This is a genomic window from Candidatus Tisiphia endosymbiont of Nemotelus nigrinus (assembly GCF_964026475.1).
Lineage (GTDB): Bacteria > Pseudomonadota > Alphaproteobacteria > Rickettsiales > Rickettsiaceae > Tisiphia.
This window is the reverse complement of the sequence record NZ_OZ032151.1, coordinates 460,092-482,127: the sequence shown is the minus strand read 5'-3', so window position 1 is coordinate 482,127 and position 22,036 is coordinate 460,092. Positions and strand designations below refer to the sequence as shown.

Annotated in this window: 16 protein-coding genes; 3 read left to right on the top strand and 13 right to left on the bottom strand. The window is 32.6% G+C overall.

The features are described 5' to 3' along the window. Window positions 1–651 precede the first annotated feature (651 nt). Both AAGD39_RS02340 and AAGD39_RS02335 read left to right on the top strand, forming a co-directional pair. Window positions 652–2,184, top strand: coding sequence for an N-acetylmuramoyl-L-alanine amidase (locus AAGD39_RS02340; protein WP_341757021.1), 1,533 nt, complete (start codon window positions 652–654; stop codon window positions 2,182–2,184). A gap of 263 nt (window positions 2,185–2,447) precedes the next feature. Continuing rightward, entirely contained in the window at window positions 2,448–2,819 is a 372-nt protein-coding gene (locus AAGD39_RS02335; protein WP_341757020.1) for a transposase, read from the top strand. Window positions 2,820–3,110: 291 nt separating this feature from the next. On the opposite strand, the gene AAGD39_RS02330 is transcribed toward AAGD39_RS02335, so the two are convergent. From AAGD39_RS02330 to AAGD39_RS02315, 4 genes are all read right to left on the bottom strand, one after another. Next, window positions 3,111–4,061: an IS481 family transposase gene (locus AAGD39_RS02330; protein WP_341757019.1), complete on the bottom strand. Its 951-nt coding sequence runs from the start codon at window positions 4,059–4,061 to the stop codon at window positions 3,111–3,113. A gap of 79 nt (window positions 4,062–4,140) precedes the next feature. Further along, the gene (locus tag AAGD39_RS02325; protein WP_341756107.1) at window positions 4,141–4,893 is read right to left on the bottom strand and encodes an IS5 family transposase; all 753 of its coding nucleotides are present in this window, start codon (window positions 4,891–4,893) and stop codon (window positions 4,141–4,143) included. Window positions 4,894–4,960: 67 nt separating this feature from the next. After that, window positions 4,961–7,054, bottom strand: a complete 2,094-nt coding sequence (locus tag AAGD39_RS02320; protein ID WP_341757018.1) for a UvrD-helicase domain-containing protein — start codon at window positions 7,052–7,054, stop codon at window positions 4,961–4,963. A 159-nt stretch (window positions 7,055–7,213) separates the two neighbouring features. Further along, window positions 7,214–7,840 (bottom strand): hypothetical protein, encoded by a 627-nt coding sequence (locus AAGD39_RS02315; RefSeq protein ID WP_341757017.1) that lies wholly within the window; start codon window positions 7,838–7,840, stop codon window positions 7,214–7,216. A 623-nt stretch (window positions 7,841–8,463) separates the two neighbouring features. Here AAGD39_RS02315 and AAGD39_RS02310 point away from each other — a divergent pair. Beyond that, window positions 8,464–9,171, top strand: coding sequence for an HD domain-containing protein (locus tag AAGD39_RS02310; RefSeq protein ID WP_341757016.1), 708 nt, complete (start codon window positions 8,464–8,466; stop codon window positions 9,169–9,171). Here AAGD39_RS02310 and AAGD39_RS02305 read toward each other — a convergent pair. From AAGD39_RS02305 to AAGD39_RS02265, 9 genes are all read right to left on the bottom strand, one after another. Beyond that, window positions 9,132–10,436, bottom strand: a complete 1,305-nt coding sequence (locus AAGD39_RS02305; RefSeq protein ID WP_341757015.1) for an MFS transporter — start codon at window positions 10,434–10,436, stop codon at window positions 9,132–9,134. The two genes, AAGD39_RS02310 and AAGD39_RS02305, sit on opposite strands and share 40 nt — an antisense overlap. Window positions 10,437–10,465: 29 nt before the next feature. Then, entirely contained in the window at window positions 10,466–11,320 is an 855-nt protein-coding gene (locus AAGD39_RS02300; protein ID WP_341757014.1) for an MFS transporter, read from the bottom strand. A gap of 68 nt (window positions 11,321–11,388) precedes the next feature. Beyond that, window positions 11,389–11,859 (bottom strand): MFS transporter, encoded by a 471-nt coding sequence (locus AAGD39_RS02295; protein ID WP_341757013.1) that lies wholly within the window; start codon window positions 11,857–11,859, stop codon window positions 11,389–11,391. A gap of 2 nt (window positions 11,860–11,861) precedes the next feature. Continuing rightward, on the bottom strand, window positions 11,862–13,235 hold the full coding sequence (locus AAGD39_RS02290; protein WP_341757012.1) for an MFS transporter: 1,374 nt from the start codon (window positions 13,233–13,235) through the stop codon (window positions 11,862–11,864). Between the two features lie 989 nt (window positions 13,236–14,224). Next, on the bottom strand, window positions 14,225–14,863 hold the full coding sequence (locus AAGD39_RS02285; protein ID WP_341757011.1) for a hypothetical protein: 639 nt from the start codon (window positions 14,861–14,863) through the stop codon (window positions 14,225–14,227). Window positions 14,864–14,879: 16 nt separating this feature from the next. Beyond that, entirely contained in the window at window positions 14,880–15,530 is a 651-nt protein-coding gene (locus AAGD39_RS02280) for a hypothetical protein (RefSeq protein WP_341757010.1), read from the bottom strand. Window positions 15,531–15,537: 7 nt separating this feature from the next. Beyond that, complete coding sequence (locus tag AAGD39_RS02275; protein WP_341757009.1) at window positions 15,538–16,716, bottom strand: hypothetical protein; 1,179 nt, start codon at window positions 16,714–16,716, stop codon at window positions 15,538–15,540. A 103-nt stretch (window positions 16,717–16,819) separates the two neighbouring features. Next, the gene (locus tag AAGD39_RS02270) at window positions 16,820–19,369 is read right to left on the bottom strand and encodes a S16 family serine protease (RefSeq protein WP_341757209.1); all 2,550 of its coding nucleotides are present in this window, start codon (window positions 19,367–19,369) and stop codon (window positions 16,820–16,822) included. Continuing rightward, entirely contained in the window at window positions 19,357–21,837 is a 2,481-nt protein-coding gene (locus tag AAGD39_RS02265) for a hypothetical protein (protein ID WP_341757008.1), read from the bottom strand. Before AAGD39_RS02265 ends, AAGD39_RS02270 begins: the two co-directional genes overlap by 13 nt. Between the last annotated feature and the right edge of the window lie 199 nt (window positions 21,838–22,036).

Here is a 22,036-nt window from a genome sequence, read left to right as displayed (position 1 = left end):
TGGTATAGCAACAAGATATGCTAAAAATACAAAATCATACATGGCGGCTCTTTGTCTAAGGGGGTTACTAATGTGGGCTAAAATCTCATGACGATATACCCTACTTTGCTAATTTTTAATTTTCAAAATTCATACAACCATACCTTAAATCTCTTCTCATGCAATATTCAGGTTAGGATAAGATGCCCTGATTAATTCTTGAACTTACCATTGATATAGTCTAGAATATAAATACGTATAGCTAACCGATTAACATTTAGTCACGGTAAATTGACGTCTATTAGCGAGACTAGGTAATGCACACAAAATAGAGAGATGGTACGCATACGTACTAAATTGCAAGGAGCTACCTTGCTGCAATGAAACAATCCCAAAAGGATAAATATATTAAGATTTGGATTGTTTTTTCGGTTTACGTCTCCTCGCAGCCTGATATACTCACATGAAATCAATCACGGTTGATTCCTTGGGATATAATTAATGCAATGGTTGTAGCAATGGAGAAACAACACCTAATTTATTGTGTTCAATAAAAAAATAGGCGAAGCATATATACAGCAAAGCTACTGCTAGCTAATGGACAACGTAATGTTAATATTGTTAGCTATGCTTGATTTTTAAACACATTTTGCTCAAAATATTTATATTTGTATGACCAATAAAGCTCTTGATATTTTTTTAAGATATTATCTTGTTATAATAGTTGCATTGTTAAATACTGGGTGTTGCCATAAAGAAGGGCGTACTTTATCTAAACCACATCATGATATTGTAATCTTTCAAAATGATTTTCACCATCTACAAAAAAAACTTCCTTTATTACAAAAGAAAAATTTACTGTTCCTAGCCCCTGCTCCAATTGCAAATTATGGTGATAGAGAAAATAAAAAAGTATCAATGGTTATAGTTCATCACACTGCTATATCAACATTAAAAGATACAAAAGAATTATTAAATAAAATAGGTTTATCTGCTCATTTTATTGTAGATAGAGATGGTAGTATTACGCTAACGGTTCCTTTAGAAAAGAAAGCATACCATGCTGGTATTAGTTATGCTAAAATTAAAATAGGTGAGCAGTTTGAAGAGTTAACAGCTTTAAATGATTATTCTATCGGTATAGAGATAGTTAATACTGGACGAGAGTTGTTTCCACAACAGCAAATGGAATCTGTAAAAGAATTGCTCCTATATCTTATGAAACGTTTTAAAATAAGAAAAGATATGGTATTTAGTCATGCTGAAATAGGGACAATATTGTACAATGAAGCACTTGGTAGTTATATGCTGCGTAAAGTTGATCCACATAAATTATTTGATTGGGAGTTATTGGAAAGAAATAATATAGGATTGCATATAAATGATAGAATAGACCATAACAAGGCTAAACACTTAATGGATAAAGTCTTATATAAAATGGGAGATAAAAACGTAGCTATTTTAAAATTAAAAGAAAGGCTGAATAGATTTCTTTATAAGATACACCCTTGGAGTGATAAAAAAGGTAAGATAAATTTACCTGATGATCGTATCAATTACTCAAATGAATTTGATGATAGTTTTATGTGGGTAGTATATCAGTTTTCAATACATAATCTACCAATAAAAATTAGGAAAGATTTACCTTTGACATTGGAGCAACAAGATATATTTCCTAAGCTTTTAGGCAAGTATCGAGATAGTATTTATAGTACATTCAATAATTTGCATTCCAAAATTCATATGCTTGTTAAACCATGTGATTTAAATGAAGAAGATTATAAATATTTATTAGCCTGCCTTACAAGTTATGAACAAGAGGTATCACGTGGAGTGTTCAATAGTCTAATAGATACAATGGAAATATATTATAATTCTGATTTAAGGTATGATATAAGCTTGCTATATCATACCTTTAAGAGCAATATTTTAAATAAAATAGATATTTTACAACAAGACATTTTATCTTTGAAATCTTTAAATAGTCATAAAATTACTGAGGCTTCAAATTTAATAGCTATGTTCAAAACAAATATTTCTTCTGAATTTCAGAAATGCGAAAAAGAACATTCTCAGAAATATATAAAAGTATGGAAGGAAGAATTTCTACCGCTCATGAAAAAACAAGTTAAATGGACTGCCTTACATGAAGAAATATTAAAATACTTAGAGAAATCTAAATTACAAGTTAATGAGATGAACTAGGAGACTGTCGGAGATAACTAAAGTAATTATATTTTGAGCTATTCTTTGGTAAGAATACTACTTGAAAGGGGTAATAGGAGACATTATTAATACGTTAATTTCGGCTGTAGGGTTGAACTTACGGTGTATTGCTAGACACTTATATCTTTAAATTATGATATAAGTAATTGTAAGAGGGTACTTATTCTGTTTACGACTATTTCAGTCCAGTGTCTATCAAGTCACCCTCTTACAATTACTTATATCATAATTTAAAGATATAAGTGTCTAATCTATCAGGTAAGCCAGAAGATTTATATGATAAAATTTACTGTATGCGTGGAGATATGGAAAATCGTATAAAAGAGCAACAGTTAGAGCTGTTTGCCGATCGCACTTCATGCCATAAATGGTGTGCTAATCAACTCAAACTAATTTTATCGAGTCTTGCCTATACATTAGTAGAATATATACGTGACAAGTTTTTGCAGGGTACTGAATTAGCTAAAGCACAGGTAGGAACGATACGTTTGAAATTGTTCAAAATCGGAGCAGTAATTATTCGCAATAGCAGACGTATCAAGTTTCTGCTATCTTCTTCATATCCTTATCAACATATATGGAATGATATATTGCAGGTTTTAGCTCTAGAATGAGCTAAATTAGCACTGTTCCCGGTGCTTAGATAAAATGGGGTAAGGGGGGATTTTATCTAAAATCAGAAAATTATCGATTTTAGAGCATTTTTACCCCCTTTTCTCTACTTTGCTAATTTTTAATTTTCAAAATTCATACAACCATACCATAAACCTCTTCTCATGCAATATTCAGGCTAGGACAGCAAAACTTCCTATCAATCCAACACAAGATGCATACATGAAGATATACTACCACCCCCGCCATTAGATAGGGTATTTTTGGGTATGTCTAAAGTCCAATTTTGCTCCTTAGGTGTTTAGTCCCAGGATGTGGTGGTTAGGGTTAATAATAAATTTATTTGGATCAGATGTCCATGTTTTTATGATAAATTCATAAGGAGTTAAACCTTTAAGAGCTTTAAGTCTTTTTGCGAAATTGTAGGCATTGATAAAATCATATAAATGTTGTTTAAGTTGCTGATGATTGTCATAATAAAAACGTTTAACAGTTGCCTCTTTAATAGTACGATTCATACGTTCTACCTGTCCATTAGTCCATGGATGATTAACTTTTGTTAGCCTGTGTTCAATATTGTATTCATAGCAAATACGATCAAAAATATGCATCCAAGCATGCTTATCTACTGTTCTGTTAGTAAATTGAATACCATTATCTGTCAAAATAGTATGAATTTTATAAGGTATAGCTTTAATTAAATTACGAAGAAATTGTGCTGTTTCTGTCTTGGTACATCTTGGTAAAAGTTCTACATACACAAACTTTGAAGTGCGATCAATAGCAACAAATAGATAGAGTTTACCTTCTTCTGTTTTGACTTCAGCAATATCTATATGGAAATAACCAATTGGATAAAGTTTAAACTTCTTCTTGGTTTTGTTATTTCCTTTTACTTCCGGTAACCTACTAACATTATGGCGTTGAAGAAGTCTATGTAAAGAAGATCTAGTAAGCTTGGGAATACTAACTTGTAAAGCATATAAGCAATCATCTAAAGATAATAAAGTGTGTTTACGAAATGCTATACACATAGCTTCTTCTTCAGAAGTTAATACTGTAGAAGATGGTTCTTTGGGACCCATACAAGTATCTTGTAATGTAGTTCGTTTCTTCCACTTAGCAACTGTTTTAGGATTAATAGAATATTTTCTTGCTAAAGTCTTTAAGCTCTCTTGACTATTTTGGATTGCGAAACGTATTGCCTCTGTCGTTTTGGCACAGCCGTGTAATATTTGTCCCATAATTCCTCTCTTGATGGTAATTCTTTATAATATACAACATTACACCCTGGGACTAAACATCTAGGTTCTGTGAAGTTTTCTAACGAAGCCATATAAAAGCTCCAACAAATTGCAAAAAAGACAAGAAAGCAGTAGCAGTTTTATCAAATCTCGAAAAAATTCGTCTAAAATGTTTAATTTTACCAAAAAAACATTCGATCGAATGACGTTCTTTATAGATATGTTTATCGTACTCCCTTTGCTGTTTTCGGTTCTTTTTTGATGGAATAACAGCTATACAATTTTGCTCTTCAAGCTGCTCAATAAAAGCATTGCTATCATATGCCTTATCGGCAAGGAGCATAGTATTTTTAATATCTTTAACCAATGAGTTGGCTTGTGTAATGTCATGTCTTTGACCTGCAGTTAAAATAAACTTTAAAGGATTACCAAGAGCGTCAACTAAGGCATGGATTTTAGTAGTAAAACCTCCTTTACTACGCCCTAAAGCTTCTTGATCTTGGCTATCTTTTTTATAACCTGCTGAGCATGCATGGGCACGAACTATAGTAGCGTCAATCATTGTTGATTCCATGTCAGGATTAGCTTGTACTTGCTCAAACAAATCGGTCCATATTCCTTTATTAGACCAAGTTTTAAACCTCATATGCACTGCTCGCCATGAACCATAAACACTCGGTAACAACCGCCATTGGCATCCTGAACGTGTTATGTACCATATTGCTTCAATAAATCGTCTAAGCTTATCCTCATTTCTTGTTTTTATATCTTTTCTTTTTCTTAATATTTCAATAATTTGTTGCCATTCTCTGATTTTTATATGATAATTCATTCCGGTAGTGTTTTTGATTGTCTAAAATAGAAAATACACTACCTCTCCTTCTTTTTAATTTATTTTTTTACAAAACTTCACAGAACCTAGTATTTTTATAAGTATAATCACTAAAATATTCATCCTGCATTAAAGCAACACATTTTGCAATATTATTTGCAGCTTTTATTCCCATATCTTGTAGTTTTCTTATTATTGCAGAATCAGAATAGATTATTGCATAATTAAGCAGTTTAATTACATCCTTTTTGTTAGCAGTTTTTTGTTCTAGTACAGCTGTTTGTAATTGAATCAATTGTTGATTATCAATAATTTTCCACGGAATTACTTTATGTTGCAATATGTTGTCTTCAATGGCTTTTGCCTGCTCTTCTTTACCTTGTACTATTAATTTATTCGCTTCCTTTTGCCACTCCTCTCTAGAAGATTCCTTGGCTTCAATATTTACTTCCTTAATTTGATTAATATCTAATAGCCACAAGAACTTATGCGTAGGATTAGACTCTATTATATAAACATTACAAATAGACCTAGTAATTGCAACATACAGCGAATTTATATAAAATTTATATATTTCAAGAGACTTGTCTGATTTGTCTTTCATTCGAGAATATTTAAAATCTGAGTCAAGAAATGACCTATCCATATCCTTGCTAATAGTAGTATAACTTTGTTCAGAGGATATAAAATTGTAGAGAATTATATTCTCATATTCCAATCCTTTCGCTTCTTGTACGGTGAATATAAGTGGAGTATTAAAAAATTCTCTTGCTTGTTGCTTGTAATGATCATGTAACACTAAAATGGCGTAACTTATAGACTTAGATGTTCGTGCATTTACTTCTTTTATAATATTGGGTGTAGCTTCTAGACAACTAACACTACCATGGTTTTCAGAAGTGCTTTCTATTAGATAATGACTCTCTTTATCTATTGAGCCAAAACGATAATTCTTAAAGCGGAGTACACGATTAGCCAACTCAGTGACTTCCAAGGTATTACGATAATTGCTTGCTAGAATCCTAGTGATATTATGTGTACTTAAGTCTGCATCATTATAAAAAAAGGATTTTAGTTGAGACCAAGAGAAAAAGTTAGGATGAACTATTTGATTAGCGTCTCCACATAACAAAAATTGACTTCTATCTTTTAAACTTTTGAATATTAGAGATAATTGGCTATTAGTAAAATCCTGAACTTCATCAACAAGAATTGCGTCATAAGTAGACTCAACTAAATTAGTATATGTATAGGCAATAATATTACTGTCATAATAATTTTCTTTATCTAAAAACTCAGTGTATTTTTGAAAAAGATTATATATTTCATTCCGTTGTTCGGGTGAAAATATCGACTGCTTGATTCCCAAATTGAGGTAGTCTTCTTTAGTAAGATAAGCTTTATCAACAGAAGAGCCAGCTATTACACCCATAAATTCTTCAAATACCTTACGCCCGTCCCCTATAGATTTAACAAAATTTTGCTTGTTAAACCATAGTAAAAATACATTTTCATTAACTTGCCTTCCTTTAGGAATTTCTATAGTTTCTAGAAATTCTTTAAAAGATAAAAAATCAAGTTGTTGTTTATCATTACTGTAGTTGCAAGAAAAATATAATTTTTGTGAATGATGTACCAAATAGCTAGATAGACTTGTATAAAGGATTCTTCCTTCAAGTCTTTTAAGTTTTTCTAAAGTTACTGAGGTTTTTCCACTACCAGCAGAACCAATAATCAGCAAAGGCAAATTGAGGTGTAATATATCTTCTTGCTGCTTATCAAAAATAATAAACTTGTTTAACAAGTGAACAGACGAAGTAGCGGTAGAGTTACCATTTAATAACTCAATGTTATTTATTGCAAATGGTTTAAATTCTACATCTTCCTCAATTATTTCTCCGCCTTTTAAAAATCTCGATTTATTGTAATCATGATTTCGAATTATTTCTAAAATAAGTAAACAATACTGATTCTTATGTTTTATAGGCTTAAACAACACCCGATTAGTTATATCCAGTTTAGCTCTAAAATAATCGGTAGGTTTTAGCTTTCTAACTTCTGCTGATTTAAAATCACCTTCCTGTAAAAATTTAATCACCTTATTAAATTTTGTCTCAAGACCACTATAATCGAGATTATTATAATAAAGTATAGAGTACACTAGTTATTCTCAAATTGATTGTATAGGTAAAGTTAGAGAATAAACTAAAGGTACTCTGAAATAAATAATAAAATATAACAATTTATACGAATTTAGGATAACTTTTATCCCAAATTCCCTAATATAAGGAAAATGCACGATTTGAAGTGTCTGCTTGTATTAAGTTAGAAAAATTAGCTGCTTTTCTGTCGTCTGAATCTTTGTTTTTCTACCACCCATTTTATTGCCCTCCTTTCTTATAAAGTTTATAATTTTATTACGCAGAATCGTATCATTAACTATTCCATTGCCAGTAATAGCTGCTTCTTGATTCCTAGCCAAACTAACAAATATCTTCAATACTTTATGTTTATCAGGATCGAGGTATTGACACTCATTAGCTATTTTCTCCACTGCGTTCCATTGTTTTTCACTTCTTTTGTGTTCTTCTAGTGCGGCAATTGTCTTATCTACTTCAGCTTTACGTTCTTTAGCTTCTGTTACAGTATGAGCGATTTCCAATATTTGCTTATTCTTATGTTCTAATTTTTGCTCTATTATCTTAAGTACGTCTAGTGATTTGGCTTCTTTTGACTTCCTCTGCTCTTTCTTAAGTTTTTCTTCTAACTCTTTTTTATCTGTCTTCAATTTTTTATCATGATAACACACTGCATCGTAATGCTTATCAGTGTCAAACTTATATTGATAAAAATATTTGTATTTTTCATTCTGCTGTTTAATTTGGTCTTCACTTTTTATTAAGATCGCTAGCTTCTCTACCCACTCAAATTTATGCAATTCTTTCATAATCGTTAATTACAAACTTAATATAGTTTACATTCGGACAACTATATATTACACATTAAAACATTATTCTAGTTTTTTTTAGCAAGAGTTCTATAGTAATATAATTTTGTCTAGTCACTTACAGTTTACACAACGATTTATATGGTATGTGAATATAAAGGGAGTAGATGTCTATGTTATACAACAATAAAATGCAAAAATATTCATCTTTTTCAAAAAAATATGGTTTTTATGGAAGAAGATATTAATTATTGGAACAACCCAAAGTATGCATTTTGTCAATATGCTACTAGGTTACTGGACAAATTGGTATTTTCTTGAACAGGTTTACTCATAGTTGACTCAATATTGTTGTTGACACTGGATAATCCATATTATCGCTGTGATTATTTTACATTAACATACTTAGTATATAATACTTTATGGTTTCACTAAGTGATATAAAAAAAATAATTATAGATTTAAGTTGAAATACCAACTTATCTAGTTGTAACAATATTACGAATCTTAATATAACATAAATATAACAAAATACTTATTATTTTAAGAAGCATTTAATAAATTATTTGCTAGTATTTTAACTTCTAGTTTAGTATAATTAAAATATATGTAGTAGGAGTTATATGGAAGATTCTAATACTTTAGAGCATGATTGGGAAGAAAGATATGCAAATTGCAAATATGCTGAGAGGTTACTTAATAAATTAGCTGAGCTGAACCAGCAAGTAACTAGACCGGTAGATATTGATGAGATTAGAAAAGGTATATATTACGCCAAAAAATATCATGGCAGTCAAATGCGACAATCCGGCGATCCCTATTACTCCCATCCGATAGAGGTGGCATACATGGTTGCTGAATATACGGCATTAAAAATGATACAATATTTTAGGACTGATATGATCATTACCAGCTTACTGCATGATACTATTGAAGATACAACTCTTACCAAAGACATGATTAGTAGGATTTTTAGCGAGCAAATTGCTAGCCAAGTGGTAGATTTGACTAGAGTGAAATCCTACGGAAAAATTAGTGCGGCAGAAACATTGAATATATTATATTCTCAAAATAAGAAAGATATTTTAATAATAAAACTCTTTGACCGACTTCATAATATGCAGACTATTGGTGCTAAATCTCCTGAGAAGATTCAAAAAATAGTCAAAGAAACTTTACTATCTTTTTTTCTTTTTGCCCAGTATTTTGAAACCCCTGAATTAGAAAAAGCATTACGTGAAACATGTATATTTAATAAACTTATTAAGCACAAATATTCTAGTAAGTTATCTCAACTTCCTTTTATTCCCTTATCTAATTTTTCAAAATGATTTAATCCCCATTTATATCCAATACAAACAGGAACTAAAATAAAAAATAATCCGTAACTACCAAAGGACTCTATTAAATAAACAAGCCCAAAGGAAACAATAACATACATAACAGCACGTGATAATGCAAATGAAACACTAGTATAAGTAAAACGTTTTAAAATAGGAAAATGCTTAATAAAAATTGGTGTAGCTGGTGTTTGTTTTGGACCAAAACAAACACACAATATTTGAATTAGAAATAAGTGAAAAGTAGTAGTTATGTTTGATAAAAAAAGTGGTAAACTTAAGGCTATGATAACAAATAACATGAATATTTTATTTAGAAGTTTTAGAGGATACATTCTATAACTTAAATACACTAACATGAGAGAACCAAATAAATGAACTATTGATATAATAAAGTTATGTACAATAATTTGTGTAGCATTATAATGAAAGGAATTTTTAAGAATATTAGTGCAGTAAATATATACAAAATAGAAAATTACCGGCCAACCGCATTGTATTAGAAAATATGCCAAAGGTGTTTTCCAAGGTATTTGTTCTTTCCAAATTATATGCTCTTCTAAAGGTTTTATATCCTCATTTGCTTCATTAAAAGTATTTTTAACTCTACGTTTTGCATCGGCAAATTCTGATGTTTCACGCAGTGTAGTTCTAGCAATAGAACCGACACAAGCAACTACCATACCAAACAAAAAAGCATAACGCCAATTAATACCAAATAACATAATAAACGATGCAGTTCCTAAAGAACACACTATACCTACAATAGAAAATACATTAATTAAAGCAACAACTGGATATCGTAAGGGTGGTTCTGTTATCTCAGTCAGATACAACTCGGCTCCAGTTGCTTCTGCTAAAGATGATATACCTTGAAGAACGCGACATATTGTAATTAATATAGTAGCAGTGATTCCTATCTCAGCATAAGTTGGCAGAACAGCCATCATAAGACAAGAAATAGCCATTATAAACGTTGTAATAATGACCGTTATCTTTCGTCCGATATTATCGCCAATCCAACCAAAAATTAATGCTCCAACGGGTCGAAAAACAAAAGTAGAACAAAAGGCAGTAGCTGTGAGAATAGAGGCTGTACGCGGATCAGTTTGTGGAAAAAATAGCTCATTAAGAAGTACAGCCATATGTACATATAGCATCAGGTCAAAATACTCAAGAAAGGTGCCAACTGAAAGTAACCCAACAGCATATTTTTGTTCTTTAGTTAGGCTCTGTTCTTTTTGGTATTTTATCATTTATTCCTCTTTGATAACTACTATTTCACCTAATCAATATTTATTACAGAATCCACAGCAATTTTCTTTCCAGAAAAATTCCCAGTATTTTTCTCGAGTTTAATAAAATATGATAAACCATATGCACAACCAATAATTGTTGGAATTGTAATAAAATATAATCCCCATTGACTAAAACATTCTGTTAAATAGACAAGACTAACAGATGTAATTAAATACACTAAAGCCCTTGACGTGGCATATATTACACTAGCGTAAGTAAAGCGTTTGAAAACTGGGAAATGCTTAAAGAATACTGAATTAGCTGGTGCAGCATCGCAGGCAACAATTAATATCAAAGATTGAACTATCAATATATGAACCCCTGATTCTGCATTATTCAATAAAAATGGAACCACAAGAAAATATATAGAAGATAAGATTAATCTTACCTTTAGTATACTTAGTTGATGTATCTTACTGCTAAAATACAGAACAAAAGCATCATTACCAACCACCATAAATGAAACAATAAAATTATTATTAATAATTTGTTCAGCTGTGTAGTTAAAAGAGTACTTTAGAATATTAGTACAATGTACAAAAGTAAAATAAAATGTTACTGGCCATATACAATCTACTAATAATAAACTTATCACTGTTTTCCAACTAACTTGTTCACGCACTTCCATGGAATATTGCGTTATATAATCTACGTCCGTGTTAGGCTCATTATTGTCTAACTTATGCAAACTTTTACTGACGCTACGTTTAGCGTCAGCAAATTCAGGTGTTTCCCGTAAAGTTGTCCTAGCAGCCATGCCAACCACTGCCACACCTGCTCCAAACCAAAAAGCTAGTCGCCAATTAAGACCATAAATGGTTACAAGAAAAGCTATACCCAAAGCAACAAAACCGCCAATAGATGCACAAAGAGATATCAGAGCTACAGAAACGTATCGTCCTGGTGGTGTTATAGATATTCTGTTAAATATAATTGGGCTCCTGTTATTTCTCCCATAGAAGTCATACCTTGCATTATACGACATATAGTTACCAACCATGCTGCAGTAATACCTATCTGAGCAAAAGTTGGTAGAGTAGCCATTACCAAACAAGATAATGCCATCATCAAAGTTGTAATAATGACAGTTGATTTTCGTCCTATATTATCCCCTATCCAACCAAAAATTAATGCTCCGAAAGGTCTCAGCAAGTAAGTAGAACAAAAAGCAGCAGCTGAAAGAAGGGTAGCTGTATGAGGATCGGTTTTTGGGAAAAACAACTCATTTAGTAATACTGCCATATGAACATAGAGCATCAGATCAAAATATTCTAGGAATGTCCCAATCGAAAGCAACCCAACAACTTCTTTTTGTTCTCTCGTAAGACCAGTCTGGCGATTAGGGATAATCCTAGCATTTAGTTGAACAGGTTCACTCATAGCTAACTCAAGTAATTGTTTTTTTTTTCGGCTAACCAACCAATAGGATAATTCCCACACTCTTTTGTCAATTTTTCAAAATGACGTAGCCCATAGGCAAAACCAATAATTGTAGGAATCATAATAACCCATAATCCCCAATGACCAAAATGATCAGTAAGGTAGATAAATCCAAAAGAGGTAACGATATACATCAAAGCTCGAGATATAGCAAATGTAATACTAACACAGGTAAAGCGTTTAAAGACAGGAAAACTTTTATAAAAGATAGAACCAGCAGGACCTAAACATTCTTCAAATAAAATTACAACGAGTTGAATCATAAATAACTGACAAGGAGTATTAACATAATTCAATAAATACGGGCAAAATATGATACAAACAGAAGATATGATCAGTATAATTTTCATGGTTAATAATGGATATATTTTTAAACTTAAATAAGATAATATTGATAAGGTTAGGAGTTCCACTAAACAAACAATAAAATTATGATGAATAACTTCTGCCATTGTATAATTAAAGCTAGTTTTTAAAATATCACCACAATATATATAAAGAAAATAAAAACATACTGGTGACGCACATTGTAATAAAAAGAAAGCTATGATGGTTTTTTTATTAACTTTCTCTTGCCATGCGGGGTGGTTTGTTAAGCTAGCTGTATCGGTATTAGTTTTTTCAAAGATTCTTTTGAGTCGACGTTTGGCATCAGCAAATTCTGGCGTTTCTCGCAAGGTTGTTCTGGCTACAGAACCAACCAATGCTACCCCTGCCCCAAGCCAAAATGCCAAACGCCAGTTAAAACCATGTGAAGTAACAAGTGAGGCAACCCCTAAAGCTCCTAACTCTCCTAGAGCACCAAAAACCCACATCAATCCAATACTTGCATACTGTACTGGTGGCTTAATTGTTTCTGTTAAATAAAGTTCTGCCCCTGTCATCTCTCCCATAGAAGATATACCTTGCACGGCACGGCAGATGGTCAGTATCCAAGCTGCCATACTTCCTATCTGGGCATAAGTAGGCAGATTAGCCATGACAATACATGTTGCAGCCATCATAAAAGTCGTGATGATCACTGTCGATTTACGTCCTATAGTATCACCCAACCAACCAAATATTACTGCTCCAATAGGTCGAAAAACAAAGGTAGCACAAAAAGCAAACGCCATCATTAATGAGGCTGTGTGAGGATCAGTTGGTTCAAAAAATAACTCATTAAGAACCCCTGCCATATGGACATATAACATCAAGTCAAAATATTCAAGGAATGTTCCAATTGAAAGCAATCCAACAGCTTCTCTTTGTTCTTTTGTAAGACTAGTCTGCTGATTAGGGATAATCCTAGCATTTTCTTGAACAGCTTCGCTCATAGTTAACTCAATGTTGTTAGTTTCGGATAGTTCATATTTCTCCAGTGATTATTTTTTATTAAACATAATATCTATTGTGTCATTTCGACCCCACGTCATTGCGAGGAAGACCGTAGGTCAACGAAGCAATCCAACAGATGTGGATTGACACTACACTCACGTGGTCTCGCAATGACGCTTGGAATATCAATAACTTATTCGGGTTAGCTTTATTATTTTTATTAGGTTATATCGATAAATATAACAGATTTTTATTCTCCACTAATAGCTGTTCTCATTATTTTTGCAGAATTGCTTATTTTTTCATTCTTCAATGCATTATAGCTAACCCGTTAATGTTTTAGATAGCCTCTCCGTCATTGCGAGAAGCTACTTTAGTGGCGACGAAGTAATCCACTTATGGTTTTATAGATTGCTTCGTCGACCTTCGGTCTTCTCGCAATGACATTTCCTTGCCTAAAATACCTTCCTCTTCTAACTTTCGACAGTTGTGCGGCTTACGCCGTCTCGCAATGACATTCTTTACCCGGCTAACATTACTTTGTTATTGCAAGAAACCGCTTCGTGGCAACAAAACAATGCAGCCCCCCAAGTCATTGCGAGAAACCACTTTAGTGGCGACGAAGCAATCCACTTATGGTTTTATAGATTGCTTCGTCGACCTTCGGTCTTCTCGCAATGACATTTCCTTGCCTAAAATACCTTCCTCTTCTAACTTTCGACAGTTGTGCGGCTTACGCCGTCTCGCAATGACATTCTTTACCCGGCTAACATTACTTCGTTATTGCAAGAAACCGCTTCGTGGCAACAAAACAATGCAGCCCCCCAAGTCATTGCGAGAAACCACTTTAGTGGTGACGAAGCAATCCCAAAAAGTGACCAAAAATGTATTGCTTTGTTGACCTACGGCCTTCCTCACAATGACGCCGGGGGGGGCTTAGACCTTTTCGCAATGACGGTTTCTAGATTCCTATATAGCCAACAACAGACTAATGATGAGGAGGATAATAAGGACTCTCTCCACCCATTGCACCGACATCATCTGATCCAAACGACGTATCAGGACAAGTCTCATAAGAGGCGTTATGTGCAGAGCTAGATGCCCCATATTCATCATGAGTAGTTGCTGCAGAGCTTTTACTAATGAAACAGCTCTGTATTAACTTGCCGCCTGGCAGTTTGATAGCATGATTAAATTCATCCATTTGATCGAGCATTTTACTTGTAGTTATCTCTTTATCAGCAATCTTCTTATGAGTCTTTTGTACTAATTTAGTAAGATTCTTAATTGCCGGCTTCATAGACTTATCGATTACTGGTATATTTGCAGCTTTAATATTCTTAGCATCTTGAGGAGTAAGCTCTAATGCTGCACCATACATTAAATCTCTTATATAAGGATTTTCTTCCACGCCAACACCTTGTCTAAAACATTTAAATAACCAAATAGGAGCTTTTTCACTACCTAAAGTTAGAGCTTGCCAAAAATCTTTAACAGCAATCCTCCAACATGCATCTATTTTTTTCTGCGGTTCGTCCCTATCTTCCATATCAGCAGCCAAGTTATAATAATGTTCTCCAGAACTTTGATACTCTACAGCTGTATTTAAGTCTTGTGATTTTGCCATAATTTTATCCTCCTATTTATAAAATACCAAAAGTTTTTCTAGATATAGTTTTATTAGTTTTTCTAGAATGATGATCTTTAGTAGCCATTGTTGTTTTATTATGATTTGGTAGATGCTTTGTTAATTCCAATGCTTGGGATTTCAACTCTTTTGTTTTAGAAGCATCTTGGGTATTTCTTTCAGTAAAACAGCTCTGTATTAACTTGCCAGATGGAAGTTTGATAGCATGGTTAAATTTATCCATCTGATCAAGGAGTTTCTCCATAGTTACCCCTTCAGCAGGAATCTTAGCATGAGTATCTTCTACTAATTTTACTAATACATCTATTCTTGGTTGCATAGATTTAGAGATTACTGGTTTATTTGCATCTTTAATATTCTTAGCGTCTTGAGGAGTAAGCTTTAATGCTGCACCATACATTATATCTCTTATATAAGGGTCTTTTTCTACACCAACACCTTGTCTAAAGCATTTAAATAACCAAATAGGAGCTTTTTTACTACCTAAAGTTAAAGCTTGCCAAAAATCTTTAGCAACGAACCTCCAACAGGCATCTATTTTTTTCTGTGATTCGTCTCTGTCTTCCATATCAACAGCTAACTTATAATGCTCTTCTCCAGAACTTTGATACTCTTCAGCTGTATTTAGATATTTTGATTTTTCCATGATACTATTAATCTCTTCCACCTTTGCCTTTGTTAGGGTCTTTAGCTTTTAGAACCGGCGGGGTTGGATCAGGAGTTGGGTTAGCAGCCCCTACTTCCTGTAATTGCATCTTAATATCTTTGCCACCACTTAATACTTTTTGTATTCTACCTGCAAGCTCCTCTTGTTTGTTCATTGTTCCATCAAGATTGGAAGCTATTACTGTTGTATCTAATTTTTGTGGGGATAGTTTTACAATTTGGCTTTCTGACGGTGGAAGAAGAGTGGAAGTTTGTTGAGGTGTTTCCTCTGTGATTAATCTTTCAGATATCTTATTCGGAGCAACCTCGTGCATTTCTTGAAGGTCTGTTAATCGGTCTTGAAAAAATGCTTTATAATCCTTACGTCCTTTCTCCTTGGCAATTGCTAAACCACAGCGAAATTTTTCAACCTGTTTCTTTTCCTTATCATAACACTCTTTACATTCGGCTTTCTTAGTGTCAGCTACAAAATTATGATGTTCATGATATTTTCTTTTATTAGCTAAAGAGACTCTTTCTGGGTGATTTTCTGGTAGATGGGCAACCTTTTCTTCAAGCTTCTTGATTTTCTGTATTGCATCCGAATGGAGTTTCTTCTCCTTGTCAGCTATTTTGTCGGTTTGGTCAATATGTTGCCAACGCCGCTTCTCTGCCTCTATTTGTTCAGGGGTTTTGGTTAATTTTCTTTTGGTCTCTTCATCAATTTCTCTACCTTCTTCAAGAGCTTTTATTGCAGCATCTAAATTCTTATCATCTTCATCCTGTCCTTTGACATGTGTATCACGCAAAGAATCAAAAGCTTTATATACCTCAGCTACTTCTGCCCGTCTTTCTATTTCTTCACGTGCTTTTTCTGCTGCTTCCTCTTCTATTCTTTTGGCTTCGGCAGCTCTATTCTCGTCATTAATCAAAGCGGCAATCACCGCTTTAACACGTTGTTCTTCTTTAAGAGCCAACTCTAATTGTTCAAATATTTCCTTAATATTAGCAAACTCAGCAACTTCCGGATGAGCATCAAGGACATTAGCAAGAGCAGCCCTTAATGCTTCAAAAGTAACAGGATTTAAGTCTTTTACACGACCTTTGATATCATTAACAACATTCATTATCTGAGCAAAATCTGCCATATCTTTCCGCCCTTTACCATCATCAAAATCATCAGCCATACGTTACTATTCTCACCATGTTTAAGTTCTGTTCAAAGTCGCTATAATTTTAATTAAATATAACCTAGATTAAATAGTCAACTAATTTTATGTTAAAATATATTTATTTTTTATTAACAAATATAATATCCAATAATTCACTGGCATGGGATATGGTTTTGATGGCTAATATCCCCCTAATTTCATGTGGTATTTTAGCAAGATCTCTTTTATTACCTTCGGGGATTATTACCGTGGTAATGTTCTCTCTAACTGCCGCTGATAGTTTCTCTTTTAAACCACCTATCGGCAAAATCCTGCCTTTTAAGGTTAACTCTCCAGTCATTGCTATATCTTGTCTAACTTTCTTGCCACTTAGCAATGAAGCAAGAGCAACAAAGATGGTTATGCCAGCAGAAGGCCCGTCTTTTGCTATAGCCCCTTCTGGTAGATGGAGATGTAAATCATATTTCTTGAATAATTGTTGTTCAATAGCCAATTGTTGGGCATTAGCCTTAAGATATGCCAGTGCAGCCTCAATTGATTCTTTCAATACTTCACCAAGTTTACCGGTTGCTTTTATCTTACCCTCACCAGGAAATTTCTCAGTTTCTACAGTTATGGTACTACCACCGCTTGCTGTATAAGCCAGTCCTATCGCAATTCCAACCTTTGCTGTCTTATCTGGATTAGTATCTTGATATTTTGCAGTACCTAAATATTGCTCGATTAATGCTAGATCGATCATCGGCTTATTGCCTTGTAATTCATCTACTAAATATTTTTGCACTATAGTTCTTAGTATTCTCTCAATATCTCGAACTCCTGATTCTTTGGTATAATGTTTTATCAGCTTGTTTATAATAGTCTCATCTATTTTAAACTGTTCAATTGGCAAATTTGCTTCATTCAGTAGCTTAGGGATTAAATAGTTGTTGGCTATTTGCAACTTTTCCTGCTCGGTATAACCACTTATTTCTATTACTTCCATACGATTAAGCAACGGGTAGGAAATTCTGTCTAAGGAATTAGCGGTAATAATGAATAATACTTTTGACAGATCAAATGGAAAATTAAAGTAATCATCAGTAAAATGACTATTTTGCGAAGGATCTATTAGCTGCAACAATGCTCCTTCTAAATTATTTCCTCTAGATGAATCCATTTTATCGATTTCGTCTAAAACCATTACTGGATTACAAGTACCAGCTTCTGATATTAATGTCAGAACTTTCCCTGGAGTTGCCCCTCGATAAAAAGTCATACATCCCCTAATTATGTGAGTATCTTGAGCCCCGGCCAGCGATAAGGTTACACTTTTTCTTTGTAAAGCAGCAGCTACTGAATTGGCTATTGAGGTTTTACCGACGCCCGGCGAACCTACTAAACATATTATAGGAGGTCTAGCATCAGTGGAACGAGTCATAAATACTAGTGCTTCTATAATACGGGTTTTTACTTCTTCAAGCCCATAATGCTCCTGTTCTAATACCTCTTTTGCTTTGGTTAAATCGATATTGGTGTTATCATATTTGCCCCATGGTAATTTAAGTACATTCTGTAAATATCTTATATGATCATTTCTTTCATTATCAGTATTGTTAAGGGATTTTATACTGTTAAGCTTAACAGTAGCCTGAATCTTAACCGTAGGAGGAAGAGGAGTATTTTCAATTAAGTAAGCTAAATCTTCTTCTATAGCTAGTTTTCGTAATTCTTCTATTGCAAGTTCTCTAAAGTATATTACTTTAGAACTATTTTCACCTAGTTGTATTGCTTTGTCATAATTTTTAACTGCTTCTTGGTAATTTCCCATTTCAAAATAGACAGAACCCTTTCTAGTAATAGCATCTATATAGGTGGGATACATATCTAAAACATCTTCTAATAGCTTAAGTGCCTCATCATATTTTTTTACCTCTACCAAAGCAGATGCTTTGTATGCTAAAATGATATGGTTCTTTGGTTCTTGGCTGAGTATTTTATCATATTCTACTATGGCTTCTTGGTATTTTTCTAAATGAAATAAGATTATAGCTTTATCTCTAAGCCATTCCTTACGTGGATTTTCATTTAACGCAATAGCTTTAACGATATATTCAAGAGCTTCTTCATTTCGTTCTAGTTTGTGAAAAATTATTCCTTGATAGTAAATAAGTGTTGGGTTGTCAGAAGAAAATGCCAATAATTTCCTGTTAACGTTTAATGCTTCATCATACTTACCTAGTTGAATTAGGAAACGCATTTTTATTAGCAAAGCACTGATACTCTGAGGATTGATAATTAATACGTCTTCGATATTTTTAAGTTGATTCTCTTGAACATCTGTAAAATCATCATAAGATAATTTATATAATACACTCTCATTTAGCACATTAGGGATTCGTTGCTCAGCTCCTTCATTTAATTTTAATACTTCATCAAATGATTTAGTTGATTCTAGATAATTCCCTAGTTTGTAATATGCTAAACCTATGTTGTAACGGGAATATATATACTTCTTTGAGTCTACTATTTCAATTTTGGAATAATAATTAATAGCTTCATCATACTTTTCTAGCCCATAATAAGCATCTCCTGAACATACAGGTAATATGTCACAAATACACGGGTGTTGATTACAAATATCTATGACTGCTTGATATTGTTTTAAACCATAAGTTAGTACTGCCACTTTACACGCAAGAACAGTTTGATCATTTGGATCAATCTCAAGAGCTTTATTAAATGATTGTAGTGCTTTTTCTGGCTCTTTATTATTTGCCTGTAACGTGCGCCTAAATCTATCCATTCCTTACTGGTAGTAGGGGTAGATGAAGTGATATTATTACTTTTAATAATACTAACTACATCGTTACTATCAATCTTAGTCTCTTTACTAACAGCTTCTTGTTGGGTTGTATTAGCTATTTCTTGGGTTGAACTATTATTGCCCTGAGTTGCTGCGGTCTTATTAAAATTCTTACCATTTATAGTATCTAGTAAGTACTGAAGTTTTTCTATAGTAGTTTTACTGCAAAATTCTTGCATAAGGTTAGTATCCGAGGAGGTATCATAGTCATATCCTAAAATCTCATTTGCTAGGTAATAACTTAAGTTTGCTGCATATGTTTCTATGTTCAATTTACTTGACTCGTATACAGGATACCATCGCCCCAAATAGTCATAATCAGGTTTGTTAGTATACGCAACAATTACTTGCTCAATTAAAATCCTTAATAGCTTTAATTCCTCCTCATTACTAACAGCTAGTTCCTCTATTTCTTCTGCTTTTCCATAAAATACACCATCTTTTAATACAATTTCTGTTACCCGTACCCTTGATTCGGGAATGATACGTATGTGAGCTGTGTTGTCTTCAAGACATACAGTATTAATGACTTTAGCTTTGATAGAAGGTATGGTATTTTTATTTGGATTGTGTTTTTCAAAATCTTCTTTTATTAATAATATTGTTTGCTTACCTTTGTAATGATTCTGAATAATTTGCTCAGTTGTTAAAATATGACTATTAAACATATATATATCTGGTGTAAGCTCCTTATATCTGCTTGATAATGGTAAGAATTTAGCTATTGCTTTATCAAATATTATTACTGCATAACCTTCCGGAATTTCATTGACTTCTGTAGTAGATTCATGAGATTTACTCATAATTTCTTCTACATGTTGTTTGTGCTTAATAATCAAAAGCTTGGCTAAACTCTCTTTTATCTGATTATATCTTTGGTTTAAATTGGTTGCTTCTAAGAATTTTATAGTGTTTACATCTATATGTCCATAAAGCATTTCTATATAAAAATAACTGATATTAATTATATGATTAATGTCAGTTGTTAAATTTTTATCAAATCCTAATAACTGTTTGCTAGAATAACCAAAATAACTAATATATTTTCTTATTTCCTTAACTAATTCAAAACAGTCTTGTACTTGCTGTTGGAGTTTATCCCAGTTACTAACTTCATATTCCAAAATATTTACTTCACAATAAAACATATCTTGTTTACTTTCTTCATTTCCTGATAGTTTTTCTTGTTTGATAATATGTACCTCTACCGTCTTTTCAGGTATTATTGCTAAATTAACATAATTCTTAACATATACTCTTGAGCTTAAATCCGCATGTATAGTTGTTAAACGTGCTAATACCCCGAGATACTTTTTATTAAAAAGTTTCTCTGAAGGAATATCTGTTTGAGCAATTAGCACTACATGTTTCTCACTTACTCGGGATATTTTTCGATATTTTATTAATTGTTCTTTAACCGATAAAGGCACAGTGATGCGATTATTTACTGTACAAGGAATTAGGGCTTTTTCATTCCGTTTCTCTAGTATAATCAATGGCAATATTTTGCCAGTAATTAATTTATCATGAAATATTGGGTCGTTTTTTTGTTTTTTCTGTTCTTCTGCTGCTTTAAATTCTAAATATTTCAGTAATTTATATCTTGCTTTTCTTAGCCTTTGAATGATGTTACCAAATAGAAATGCTGCATTATCTATTGCCATATATTGGTTAATAGCATTGATAATAAAAAAACACAAATTATGAGAATATTGTAAAAAAGACTCTTTAGTAGAATCAAATAGGGGGAGTTCAATCATATTATTATCTTGAATGTATTTTATACCCAAGATTAAATCTTCTATTGCCTCTTTATAATCCTCAAACTTATAATTTTTATCCTCTATAATCTCTGATAATTTTACTATCTTGACTTTATGATGAGGAGAAATAACATTATAAACCCTTACTATTTGCAGAGTTTTTACCTTAAATGCCAGTGAATTATTTTGACAATTTTCTGCAACCAATTCTACCCTTGCCTTTATTCCCACTAAATTTCTATTATTTTCAAAGTTAGGGCATATTATCACAAAGTTACCCTTGACCGGTTTTAGTATTATATCTGTAAATTCCTCTTCTTGAGGCTTATACCAAAATTCTTCCTCTAATTTGCCAATAATATGCTTAGTATTACTATAAGGAAGCACTATTAATTCGTTATTTTGCTGATTAAACGTTATGGTTAGTGATTCTTTTGCCTCGTGAACAATTGTCACTGCATCTACTGAAGAATATAATATATTCTGTAATTCTTTTTTTGATTCTTTACTTTCTGTTACAATCGTCATTCTTGCCCACTACTTCCTATAGTTATTTACAATATATAGACATTTCTTGTTGGTGTTTTCGTAATATTTGTAGTAAATAATCTATTGATTAAACTATTTATTATACATACAAGCACATTGTTTCAATAAAAACCTACCTAGGAGGCTGTCGGAAATAACTAAAGTAATTCCATATTTGGCTCTTTTTGACTGCTAATAA